13 protein-coding genes and 1 pseudogene are annotated in these 12,045 nt (G+C 46.2%); 10 read left to right on the forward strand and 4 right to left on the reverse strand.

The window, feature by feature from the left end; translation table 11 throughout:
• The first annotated feature begins 162 nt into the window (after window positions 1-162).
• Window positions 163-993: a hypothetical protein gene (locus C7B77_RS12715; RefSeq protein ID WP_106305052.1), complete on the forward strand. Its 831-nt coding sequence runs from the start codon at window positions 163-165 to the stop codon at window positions 991-993.
• A gap of 236 nt (window positions 994-1,229) precedes the next feature.
• Complete coding sequence (locus tag C7B77_RS12720; protein WP_106305055.1) at window positions 1,230-2,267, forward strand: hemerythrin domain-containing protein; 1,038 nt, start codon at window positions 1,230-1,232, stop codon at window positions 2,265-2,267.
• Between the two features lie 385 nt (window positions 2,268-2,652).
• Here the strand turns inward: C7B77_RS12720 and C7B77_RS12725 are convergent, their stop codons facing one another.
• A complete protein-coding gene (locus C7B77_RS12725; RefSeq protein ID WP_106305058.1) occupies window positions 2,653-3,576 on the reverse strand; it encodes a helix-turn-helix domain-containing protein in 924 nt (307 codons plus the stop codon).
• Window positions 3,577-3,599: 23 nt separating this feature from the next.
• Between C7B77_RS12725 and C7B77_RS12730 the strand changes: the two genes are divergently transcribed.
• Together C7B77_RS12730 and C7B77_RS12735 are read left to right on the forward strand one after the other, a co-directional pair.
• Entirely contained in the window at window positions 3,600-3,965 is a 366-nt protein-coding gene (locus C7B77_RS12730; RefSeq protein WP_106305060.1) for a DUF2834 domain-containing protein, read from the forward strand.
• A 62-nt stretch (window positions 3,966-4,027) separates the two neighbouring features.
• A complete protein-coding gene (locus tag C7B77_RS12735; RefSeq protein ID WP_106305063.1) occupies window positions 4,028-4,426 on the forward strand; it encodes a DUF5367 family protein in 399 nt (132 codons plus the stop codon).
• Between the two features lie 180 nt (window positions 4,427-4,606).
• On the opposite strand, the gene petD is transcribed toward C7B77_RS12735, so the two are convergent.
• Both petD and petB read right to left on the reverse strand, forming a co-directional pair.
• Window positions 4,607-5,089, reverse strand: coding sequence for a cytochrome b6-f complex subunit IV (gene petD, locus C7B77_RS12740; protein WP_106305066.1), 483 nt, complete (start codon window positions 5,087-5,089; stop codon window positions 4,607-4,609).
• 144 nt (window positions 5,090-5,233) lie between these two features.
• Complete coding sequence (gene petB, locus C7B77_RS12745; RefSeq protein ID WP_106305069.1) at window positions 5,234-5,902, reverse strand: cytochrome b6; 669 nt, start codon at window positions 5,900-5,902, stop codon at window positions 5,234-5,236.
• Window positions 5,903-6,141: 239 nt separating this feature from the next.
• On the opposite strand from petB, the gene ctpA reads away from it, so the two are divergent.
• From ctpA to C7B77_RS12760, 3 genes are all read left to right on the forward strand, one after another.
• Entirely contained in the window at window positions 6,142-7,356 is a 1,215-nt protein-coding gene (gene ctpA / locus C7B77_RS12750) for a carboxyl-terminal processing protease CtpA (RefSeq protein ID WP_425430824.1), read from the forward strand.
• Between the two features lie 111 nt (window positions 7,357-7,467).
• Window positions 7,468-7,674, forward strand: coding sequence for a hypothetical protein (locus C7B77_RS12755; protein ID WP_106305072.1), 207 nt, complete (start codon window positions 7,468-7,470; stop codon window positions 7,672-7,674).
• A gap of 117 nt (window positions 7,675-7,791) precedes the next feature.
• The gene (locus tag C7B77_RS12760; RefSeq protein ID WP_245894176.1) at window positions 7,792-8,793 is read left to right on the forward strand and encodes a glutathione S-transferase family protein; all 1,002 of its coding nucleotides are present in this window, start codon (window positions 7,792-7,794) and stop codon (window positions 8,791-8,793) included.
• Between the two features lie 223 nt (window positions 8,794-9,016).
• Here the strand turns inward: C7B77_RS12760 and C7B77_RS12765 are convergent, their stop codons facing one another.
• On the reverse strand, window positions 9,017-9,259 hold the full coding sequence (locus tag C7B77_RS12765) for a Calvin cycle protein CP12 (protein WP_015162467.1): 243 nt from the start codon (window positions 9,257-9,259) through the stop codon (window positions 9,017-9,019).
• Between the two features lie 287 nt (window positions 9,260-9,546).
• Between C7B77_RS12765 and C7B77_RS12770 the strand changes: the two are divergent.
• The 3 genes and pseudogenes from C7B77_RS12770 to panC all read left to right on the forward strand — a co-directional run.
• Window positions 9,547-9,684 (forward strand): annotated as a pseudogene (locus C7B77_RS12770) (ribose-phosphate pyrophosphokinase-like domain-containing protein); the annotation flags it as partial.
• 144 nt (window positions 9,685-9,828) lie between these two features.
• A complete protein-coding gene (locus C7B77_RS12775) occupies window positions 9,829-10,818 on the forward strand; it encodes a ribose-phosphate pyrophosphokinase (protein WP_106305075.1) in 990 nt (329 codons plus the stop codon).
• Between the two features lie 187 nt (window positions 10,819-11,005).
• Entirely contained in the window at window positions 11,006-11,860 is an 855-nt protein-coding gene (gene panC / locus C7B77_RS12780; protein WP_106305078.1) for a pantoate--beta-alanine ligase, read from the forward strand.
• The last annotated feature ends 185 nt before the right edge of the window (window positions 11,861-12,045 follow it).

Genomic DNA, 12,045 nt, shown 5'->3' on the forward strand with positions numbered 1-12,045 from the left:
GCAATCCGCAATCCGCAATCCGCAATCCGCAATCCAAAATCTCGTCCACCCATCCCCTCTCTCTCAACTGGAGGATAAACACCTACACCCATCGAACGAGGGAACTAGGGGTAAAGCTTTGTAAGCTGGGGTTAATCATCTACTGGTGGAGATTTAGAATTTATGGCTAGCGAAAGACAGATTCAGGATAAACGCGAATCAACTCAAGAAGACTCAATTGAAAATGGAGCTGCTCAACAAGAACTAGCCGACGGAACTAAAGCCAAGAAAAAATCTGAAACCTCTTCAAAATCGGCAAATTCGGAGTCCACAGATGACTCGGAAGGAATGCAACAGATTGAATCACTTTCACAAGCATTACAAGGTGATTTAAGCACGATCGATCCCGATACTGCCTTGGAGACGATCGATACATTTCATGGTTTATTAAAACAGTCCAAACAGCCCGAAGCAAAAGAACTTGCTAGCGGACTCAAAGATCTTCAAAAACTTTTGAAGCGCAAAGAGCCAAGCGGACACGAACTTGGAGATTTAATCGTTCATTTGGGCGAGCAAACGATCGAAATTGCTGGAGATGCTGACAAAGGACTCAAAGCACCTTTACAACAATTAGGTAAACAACTTACTAAAATCGGTCGATCGTTATCCAAAGCTGAAGATTCCGAGCAGCTTGAAGATTTAGATGCGTTGGTTGATACTCTCAAACAAGAACCAGACAAAATCGATACCAAAGCTTCCGTCGGCGAGATCGATCGCTGGTACGATTTGCTACATAAATCTGAAGATAAGAGTCTCAAGGAAATTGCCACCGAACTCAAAGAACTCAAGCAGCTTTTGAAAGGCAGCAAGTCTAAAGGTGCTGACTTGAGTGAGAAACTAATTCAACTGGGTGAGAAAACTACCGTCGCTGCGGCTAATGCCGGACGTGGGTTTAAAGGAGCGATCCAGAAGTTGGGTAATGCGTTGACAGCCTTTGGTAAATCGCTAGCTTAATGTTTAACTCTAAATCTCCCTCCTTAAATTATAATTTACCACCTAAATATTAGGTGGTAAATTACATTTTTTCTTCATAAATTTCGAGTAAATATTTGAACCTTAACCTGCTCTCCCCAAAGACAGATATTTACAATCTGTCGTTAGAGAGATAAGTTACAACTTTTAATAACTTATCTTAAAGAAAGATGGTTCGTTGACAACCAACGAGCTTTTATTAGAAGGAGAACAAACAAATGTCTATCACTCTTGATGATTCAAAACGCACGGCGATCGCCTGCAAACTAGCTGGGATGAAAGAAGTTCAAAACTTACTAATCTCTAACGAAGAAAAGCTAATGTCTGCTTGTGACGATCGGGAAATCCGCGATCGGTTTGGCAAGATGTTAGATGACGATCGTAAAAATTTAGGTGTTTTAGATACTGTAATGGTTCAGTATGGGGTTAAGAGCGAACCCAAAGAAACAATTACAGAAATGGTTAAAAAAGTAGAAGAGTTGATGGCAGGTTCGGAGCTGACTGTATACGAAAAAGCCGCTCAACACGAATTACTCAAACACCAACAATTCATGGCTGGTGTGTTGGTACACAAAGCCGCACAAGTAGTTGGTGCTGATGTCGAAGCCGCCATCGCACCTTTGAATACGATCAACTTTGAAAACCGCGCTCACCAAGAACAACTCAAAGGCGTACTCGAAAGCTTAGGCGTCCGCGAACTCACCGGACAAGAAGCAGACCAAGGTCTGTGGGCGCGCGTCCAAGATTCGATCGCGGCATTCTCCGGTATCGTCGGTAGTGCGGTTACTCAAACCAGCGACAAATCTGACATGAATGTTGAAGATGTCATCCGTGCGGATCACAACAAAGTCAACATGCTATTCATGCAAATTGACAACACTAACGACCCTCAAAAAATCGAAGAATACTTCGGTCAAATCTACAAAGATTTATCCGCACATTCTGAAGCAGAAGAGGAAGTTGTCTATCCAGCAGTCCGTCCGTTCTATGGCGACACCCAAGAACTATATGACGAGCAGGCAGAAATGAAACAAATGTTAGAAGAAATCAAAGCGATGAATCCTTCTGACGGTAATTTCAAAGCCAAAGTCGAAACCCTGAAAAAAGCGGTCACCGACCACGTTCGTCAGGAAGAAAGCGAAATGTTTGCAGCGATTCGCAACAACTGTAGCGACGACCAACGCGAACAAATGGCTACTCAGTTCAAGGCTGCAAAAAGCAAGATCCAAGAGCAATCTATGGCTCGCTCTAACTAAAGTTTCGATTCGGGGACACTGTTGGATGAATAGTTCAAACCCTCGCCTAGCGAGGCTCGTCAAGTAGCCAATCTTACACATACTCCTCACCGCAAGATTTAGCGACGAGAATTTGTCTAAAACGTTCGACAATCCCCTTTATTATTTTCAACTAAACTTGGCAACACCTTCAGGAATTGACTCGTTATTTTAGTTGTGGGTACTAAAAGTAATCGAGCTGCCATGCCAATGTTTTTAGTTGTAGGCGTTCTCACACTTAACTCGATCCTAGGACTGGATGGAAAGTTTTCCTGACAGTCCTTTTTATTATGTATATCGATCGAGTCGAAGTAGCGTCAATCGTTGAGAGTCGATCGCAATCTGTAAATCGTCTGATGTTAATCGGTTAGTGGGGAAGCTGTTGCCAATTGCGTTCGGTTGTCTCATCTGCGGGAAATAGGCATTCGAGCCGCAGTTCTTGAAGCGTGATGTCATAAGGGGTGCCTAATGTCGCGATCGTCGAGAAGAATTTTAACTCTAAATCGTCGCGCTGGAAATGAACGCTCAATAACAAGGTATGTTGCACAGTGTTACGACGTTCGGTTTGCCAGATTCGATCGATATCTGGATCGCTCGTTAGTTCTTTGAGTAATGCCGTAGAAAAATCGCTTTCCCGTTCGACTAACGTTTCTCGATGCAGTCGTTGCAATGCATGGCTGGCAACGCTCTCCCAGTTGACAATAAACGGACGCAGCCCTTGGGGATGAAACATCACCCGCAGCAGATTGATCTTGCCGTCTGCATCAAAGATACCTTGCAGTCGTTCGGGAGCGATAAATGCACCAAGCAATCGAGTCGCACCTTGATTCGTCAGGAGCAAATTCCAATATCGATCGACTGCAAATGCTGGATATGGCTCGTGTTGCCCTAAAATCAGATCGATCGCTTTGCGCACCGGAACCATTTCGGGAGCCGATAAATCCGTCTCCGTATGAATCGGCGCATATCCAGCGGCTGAGAGTAACAAATTCTGCTGTCTGAGCGGAATCTCTAAAACAGTTGCCAATTGCAACACCATCTCCTGACTGGGTTTAGCGCGTCCCGATTCGAGAAAACTGATGTGACGTTGGGAGACTTCGCTAGAGAGTGCGAGATCGAGCTGGCTGAAATTGCGTCGATCTCGCCATTGTTTAAGTAGCGTTCCAAATGAGTCTACTCGATCGTCGAGAACAGTTAGATGTTGTTGCATGGCAAGACTCACAAAAACAGTGACTTCTATTACCTCACAGGTAATTGTTTTAATTATCCCCTTTTGCCAAGATTGTGACATACCCAAATTGAGGTTATCCAAGTATGTCAACTTCAGCGAATCTCCCGACCACACACTCATTCAATCTCAAGACATTCTATTTAATCCTGACGATCGTGGGGTCGATCGTGCCCTGGTTTTGGTTGTTACAAGATCCCGCCGCACTATTGTCGCCAACCTTATTTTTGCAACGCACGTTCGCAAATAATATTTCGACTACTTGGGCGAGCGATCTGCTAATTAGTGCCAGTGTCTTCTTCATTTTTGCCTCGATCGAACTCAAACGGTTAGGGTCTAGTTCTCTAGGGCTTTTACTCTATGTCGTCCTAACATTTGGCATTGGGCTTTCTTGTTCTCTGCCGCTGTTCCTATATCGTCGAGAACAAATTCTAGAGCGAAAACAGTATTAAATAACACTCGATCGAGTCATCAAGATCGCAAAAACCATTCGCAAATATTTGGAGTGAAGAATATGACTCAGATAACACAACAGAAAACAGCTTTCAACCCGAGCTTATTTGTGCTGCTGGGGATGACGTTTTGGTTTGAAGCCTTATTATTTATTCGGACTGGAGGAGAGTCATTATTTGTCAATGGTAATCCTTGGCTCGTATTATGGTTTGTTGCTTCCATTCCGATCGCCTGGGCTTTAGTCAAAATTAGTGCCGTAGTTGGTAAAATCGATGGTGAGGAACTGTTGAGTGCTGTAGCAATAATGGCCTTGACTGCTCTGTTATTAGATGGTGTTGGGTTAACTTGGTTTCAAGGCTGGTATGGTCTCGGACAGGCAGAACTTTTGCTAGCAGCCGCCTGGTTGTTATGGGGTGTCGGCGTAAGTTTGGCAATCGGATACTGGGCATCTCGCCAATAGACTAGTTACTACAAATCGTTCGAGGAACGATCGATTGCCACTCCAGCCAAATATTGCTAGCGTGACGATCGATCGTCCCTACAAACAACTCAAAATCGATTTGCAGTGATGCGGTTAAAACTCCGAAAAAAAGCCTAGCTAGTAAAAACTAGCTAGGCCAAGCGCATGAATAAAACTGATTTAGAATAGACCTAAAGTCAAAGATTTATCGATCGGCATAGTTGCACCGATACCCAAGTAGATGGTGAAGACAGTACCGAAGAGGAATACTGCCATCGCTACTGGACGACGGAAAGGGTTTTGGAACTTGTTGACGTTTTCCAAGAAAGGAACTACCAACAAACCTAATGGGACGCCAGCCATGCAAGCGATTCCTAAGAGTTTGTTAGGTAAGACGCGCAACAGTTGGAATACAGGCCACAAGTACCACTCAGGCAAGATTTCTAACGGAGTAGCAAACGGATTTGCAGGTTCGCCAATTAGAGCGGGATCGAGAACGGCTAAAGCAGTACAGCAACCGATCGTACCAAAGATCACGACAGGGAAAATGTAAAGCAGGTCATTCGGCCAAGCTGGTTCGCCGTAATAGTTGTGACCCATGCCTTGAGCTAGTTTTGCTCTAAGAGCTGGATCGGAAAGATCCGGTTTTTTGAGAGTTGACATAGTTAATTAAGGACGTAAATTTTGGTTATCTAATTTAATGTCTCAACGATCGAACATCTGTCCGAGTAGATTGGAACGCTTGGACGAGCGTGTAGTGGGCTAAACGTTTACCACCAGAACGCTCATCCATACTAGTATGCCAATTTACAAAGGCCCAGAGATCCCTTGCTTACGAATCATGATGAAGTGTAACAGCATGAACACAGCAATCAACCAAGGCAGTACGAAGGTATGCAAACTGTAGTAACGAGTCAAAGTTGCTTGACCGACGCTAGAACCACCACGGAGGAGGTCAGCCATGGCTACACCAACGACAGGAATTGCTTCGGGTACGCCAGAGACGATTTTGACTGCCCAGTAGCCGATCTGATCCCAAGGGAGAGAATAACCAGTTACGCCGAAACTAACAGTCAGAACTGCCAGAATTACACCAGTAATCCAGGTAAGTTCGCGAGGATTTTTGAATCCACCTGTTAGATACACGCGGAAGGAGTGGAGGATCATCATCAAGACCATCATGCTGGCACTCCAGCGGTGGATGGAACGAATCAGCCAACCAAAGTTGACTTCCGTCATGATTTTTTGAACCGAAGTGAAAGCATCAGCTACAGTTGGCGAATAGTAGAAAGTCATCGCAAACCCAGTAGCAAACTGGATTACGAAGCATACTAGGGTGATCCCACCAAGACAGTAGAAGATATTAACATGGGGCGGAACGTACTTACTAGCGATATCGTCGGAGATTCCTTGGATTTCGAGACGTTCGTCAAACCATTGGTAGGTTTTACTATTGGTAACTTGCTTGGTAAACATTGACGGGTGCCGTGCTTCTCTCTAATGTCGTGTTATATATTATAACGCCAGGAGGATGGTAGATCCTCTGGCTCAAAATAATGGCTGGGTAAGATTTACTGTCCGGTCGGACAGGAGCCTATCCGAGACATAACTCGTACCAAATATGCCCAAAATTGTTTAATTTAGTAATATTTGGTGGTAAGTTACTCATTTTACCTCTACAAAATTTAACACACCTCGAAAGGACAGTGGTATCGATCGTGAGAGCTAGTTTTTGGTTTGGTTGGATCTTGAGTCTGCAAGTGGCTCTATTTTGGCTCTGGGGTGTCCCTTCAGCCGCTGCATTTACACCAGAGCAACAATTAGTGTTGCAAGCTTGGCGGACGATTAATCAGGCTTATTACGATAACGACTTCAACCATCAAAATTGGTGGCTGGTACGCGATCGCACTCTCAAGCAGCAAATCCCCAACGAGGAAGCCGCATATGGGGCAATTACCAAAATGATTGCGACTTTGGATGAACCCTTTACGCGGTTGTTGCGCCCAGAGCAATATCGATCGCTCCAGGTAAATACGGCTGGAGAATTGTCTGGAGTGGGCTTACAAATCGGCATTAAGGCGGGTAGCGACGCGATCGAGGTGATCGCCCCAATTGCTGGTTCCCCAGCCGCCCAAGCGGGAATTTTGCCCCACGACATCATCGTTCAGATCGATGCCACGCCGACATCCGAATTAACCCTCGATACGGCGGCTGTCAAAATGCGCGGTGCGACGGGTACCAATGTCAGTTTGATGGTGCAAACAGGCGACAATCCGCCGCGCGAGACGATCTTAGTCCGTCAAAAAATCGAACTCAATCCCGTTACCGCCGAGCTACATACCGAAAATGGCCGCAAAATCGGCTATCTGCGCCTAGCTCAATTTAGTGCCAAAGCCGCGCAAGAACTAGCTGACAAGATCGCTAGTTTTAAACAACAAGGCGTTGCAGGCTACATTCTAGATTTACGCAACAATCCTGGTGGATTGGTGCAATCTGGCGTCGAAATTGCCCGCCAATGGCTCAATGAAGGCACGATCGTCTACACTGTCGATCGACGCGGTGCGATCGATGCAATCGAGGCTACAGGTACCGCCCTGACCGATGCCCCACTGGTTATACTAGTAAATGAAGGTACTGCCAGTGCCAGCGAAATTCTCGCTGGAGCCTTACAAGATAACGGACGCGCCACGCTCGTCGGTACCAAGACATTTGGCAAAGGTTTGATCCAATCTTTATTCGATCTCCCCAATGGTAGTGGTTTAGCCATTACCGTTGCTAAATACGAAACTCCCAACCATCACGATATCCACAAATTGGGCATCACACCCGATCGAGTCATCCCGACTCCCCCCATTTCGATCGAAGCCGCAGCTACAGATAAAGATACTCAATATCTGGCAGCAGTGAAGGAGTTGGGAGTTGGGAGTTAGGAGTTGGGAGTTGGGAGTTGGGAGTTGGGAGTTGGGAGTTTTGTATATAGATGAGTTTTTTGCTCGATCGATAGTTACGAATCACATCACATTAACTAAAGTAATAATCTTATGATGGATGCACAAAGTTTGAAGGAACGGATCGCTCAAGTGGAGAGCAAGCGATCGATGTTGTTAAGATATCAAGCCGATCCGACGCTCAGTAGTTTGTCGATCGATATCGACCAAGCATTAATTGAAATGGACGATCTGATGGCTGAATATCAGCGAAATTTTCCCAGTGGTTTCGTCGGACAAGGGACAGAAGGCATCGATTAGGGAAACAGTTTGGGGCAGATCCGACCTCGAATTAATTGCATTTAAAATGAAGGTCGATCGGCGATCGAAAATTGGGGTAGGGGCAATTCATGAATTGCCCCTACCCCAATTTTCGAGATGAATTATCAATTATCAATTATCAATTATCAATTATCAATTATCAATCCCATGGCAATCCCCCCAAGCTGGATTATCCAAACAGGTCGATCGATCTGGACGCAGATTTGGCAACTAATGATGTCACAACTCGCACCACGAAACGATCGAGGAGAATACCAACGTCCTCAAAGTGAATTTCGACAGCGGATCGAGGGTATTTATAAGCCCCAACCCAATCGCTATCGGTTGTACGTTGGGTGGAGCTGTCCCTGGGCGCATCGTACCTTAGTCGTGCGGGCATTAAAAGGCTTAGAAAGCACGATCGACGTTACCTTACTTCAAGGCGACGCAAATGCAGGTGGGTGGAGATTGCCAGAGCCAGTACAAGGGTGTCAGACGCTGGCAGAATTGTATCGATATGGGAAAACTGGCTATACCGGAAGATCGACGGTACCGATGTTGTGGGATACCCAGACATATTCGATCGTCAATAATGAGAGTGCCGAAATAATTGAAATTCTGAACTCAGAATTTAATGAATATGCGGTGCATCCCGAACTCGATCTGGCTCCTGAAGACCTCCAGGACGCGATCGCCCAATGGAATGAGACTATTTACCAAACAGTCAATAATGGCGTCTACCGCTGCGGTTTTGCCCAGACACAGATGGCTTATGACAAAGCTTATAGCGAGTTATTTGCCACACTCGATCGCATTAACGATCTGCTCGCGACTCAAGCTTACCTCTGCGGCGATCGATTGACGTTGGCGGATGTACGGTTATTTACAACTTTAATTCGCTTCGATCTGGTTTACCACACCCTCTTCAAGTGCAATCGACGGCGAATTCGAGATTATACCCAGCTTCAGGCATACGTTTATCGAATCTATCATTTGCCTGGTGTCGCCGCTACTTGTGATTTTCCGACAATTTTGCAAGATTATTATGGAAATTTATTTCCACTCAATCCGGGCGGGATTATTCCCCAGCTTCCCGATTTGAGTTATTTGCTAGATTAGCGGCGGATCGAGTGAGACTTACTGTCGAAGTCAGGGGATAGGCGATAGCGAATGGGGGAGAGAGATAATTTTCGAGCGCAACAGTACTAAAAATGAGAATGGCAAGTAATTGCCATTACTTGCCATCGAGCGACCCCATCTGGGAGTGCGGCTAAGATTTAAAATCATCTACAAAGCTCTATTCATCTGTCAAACTAGTGTCAGAACTTGAGTTTGAGAGAGTTTAGGTATCATAGAGCAGACACTCTGGAGACTCTGGATTGTCCGAACAGAAGCGTTCGAGGGAATTTTTAGGCTGCGCGCTACGTTGGTGTCCTGATTCTTGATGTAATTCTTCTAAAATTTCCATCGCTACAGCAAATTCAGGAGAAGTTTTACCAAACTTTTCGCCAGCCTGATGAGCAGCTTCCCGTGCTTGCTCGATCCGGTCTTCTAGTGTCATTTGCGTTTCTTGAGTATTGGTCATAATCTTGGCTATGTACGGTAAATTATGTGCGATCTATGAAAGCAGCCTGGTTTCTATTGTATCTTCCCCCTCTCGAAAGACCATCTACCTAATGTAGAGGTTTCCACACAATTGAGGGGAGCGATCGACTAATGCAGATTCTAGCCGTTAGTAGAGCCTCATGGCTCGATCGTTACTAGAATGGACATCGATCGCAACATAAGATGACATCGTTAATTTTTTTGTCAAATAGTTTACCAAAATTAGTATAAAGCGAGTTTTTTCGAGCTAGTGGATAGACGACCGAGTACTTAATCCAACCAACTTGCCATCCGGTTAACGATCGCTCAATGGAATTATTCATCTCGATCGATGCTTGTCAGCGGGCATCAGCGCGCCAGATTACGGCAGTGCTGCCCTATGATGGCGATGTCAGTGTCGAGAGACACATAAGATGAGATGGTTAATTTTTTTGTTACATAATTTACCAAAATCAGTCGAAATCATTTTTTTTTCGATCTAAAGAGACGAGTGGTGAATGAGAGTGTTAGAATTGCCTTGCAAAATATAGAACTTATTGAGGGTCTGCTGTGATCCGGTCTGCTACCTTGACGCTTCCGACAATCCCATCGATTAGTGGTGATAACAGCCGTCTTCGACTGTTTTCTGGCAACGCTAACGTGCCCCTAGCCAAAGAAATCGCTCGTTACTTAGGGCTAGATCTCGGCCCGATGATGCGCAAACGATTTGCGGATGGAGAAATTTACGTTCAGATCCAAGAATCCATTCGTGGTTGTGATGTGTACCTCATCCAACCAACTTGCCATCCGGTTAACGATCATTTGATGGAATTATTCATCCTGATCGATGCTTGTCGGCGGGCATCGGCGCGCCAGATTACGGCGGTGCTGCCTTATTATGGCTATGCTCGTGCCGATCGCAAAACTGCCGGACGCGAATCGATTACAGCTAAATTAGTTGCCAATCAGATTACCATGGCTGGTGCCGATCGAGTCTTGGCGATGGATCTCCATTCCGCTCAGATTCAAGGCTACTTCGATATTCCCCTGGATCATATTTACGGTTCGCCAGTAATTATCGATTATCTACTTGCGAAAAATCTGCCAGATGTCGTCGTCGTATCGCCAGATGTCGGCGGTGTGGCTCGCGCTCGTGCCTTTGCTAAAAAACTCAACGATGCGCCACTCGCCATCATCGACAAACGGCGTCAGGCACATAATGTCGCTGAAGTGATGAATGTGATCGGTGACGTTGCTGGCAAAACAGCGATTCTCGTCGATGACATGATCGACACGGGTGGGACGATTACTGAAGGTGCAAAAATTTTGCGCCAGCAGGGGGCGCGTCAAGTCTATGCTTGTGCGATCCATGCGGTATTTTCACCACCTGCGATCGAACGGCTCTCTGGCGGACTATTTGAGGAAGTCATCGTTACCGATACGCTACCGCCAGTCAAGCAGCCATTTCCCCAACTCAAAGTGCTCTCTGTCGCCAATTTATTAGGCGAAGCCATCTGGCGGGTGCATGAAGATAATTCCGTCAGCAGCATGTTTCGTTAGGGAGTAGAGGGTAGAGAAGAAACCAAGTTGCTAGTTACAGTTTTTTTAGTGTGGAACAGGGGGTAAATGGGAAAGGGGAAGGGAGGAAAGTGTGCCCAGCGAAGTCATCTTTCCTACACCCATTACCCATTAACCATTACCCATTACCCAATTCCTACCTCGTCTCCTCTCTACCCCCTAGTTCCGAATGAATCTGCCGATCCTCACTACTCCCCACGAATTAGATCGTTATCTCCAGTCCCATCGCTCCCAATCAATTGGATTCGTACCGACGATGGGAGCGTTACATGTGGGACATCAGAGTTTGATCGAGCGAGCCAGATCGGAAAATACAGTCGTAATTGTCAGTATTTTTGTCAATCCCCTACAATTTGCGGCAGATGAAGATCTCGATCGATATCCACGTCAGCTCGAAATCGATCGGGTGATTTGTGAAGCCGCAGGTGTCGATATGTTATTCGTCCCCACTGTCGAAAGTATGGGCATTAGGGATACACTCACTCAAGTCGTCCCTCCAGCATCGATGGTAAATCGGCTCTGCGGCAATACCCGCACCGGACACTTTCAAGGCGTCGCCACGATCGTCGCTAAACTGCTGAATATCGTCCAACCCGATCGCGCCTATTTTGGCGAAAAAGATGCCCAACAACTAGCCATTATCCGCCGCATCGTCACCGATCTCAACCTCCCCGTCAGCATTGTCGGTTGTCCCACCTTACGCGCCAATTCCGGCTTAGCACACAGCTCTCGCAATCAATACCTATCGCCCACCGGACGCTCTCAAGCCGCCGTCATCTACCGCAGTCTCCAACAAGCCCAAAAATTAGCCAAAAACGGCGAAACCGACCCGCACAAACTCCTCACAGCCGCTAAAACCGAACTCAGCACCGTCACCGAATTTCACCTCGAATACCTAGAACTTGTCGATCCGCACACCTTACAATCGATCGACACACTAGATAAGCCAGCTTTACTCGCGATCGCCGGACGCATCGAAAATACCCGCTTGATTGATAATATTGGCATTTTGCCTGCTGTTTAGGCTTTAGGCTTTAGGTTTTAGGTTTTAGGTTTTAGGTTTTAGGCTTGTGGAACTGCGTTCCACCCATTACCCATTACCCATTACCCATTACCCATTACCCACTACCCATTACCCACTCATCCACCCATCCACTCATCCACTCATCCACCCCCATGCCCTCCCCCCTTCCGATCGTCGCCATCGAT

The sequence above is a fragment of the Chamaesiphon polymorphus CCALA 037 genome (assembly GCF_003003845.1).
GTDB lineage: Bacteria > Cyanobacteriota > Cyanobacteriia > Cyanobacteriales > Chamaesiphonaceae > Chamaesiphon > Chamaesiphon polymorphus.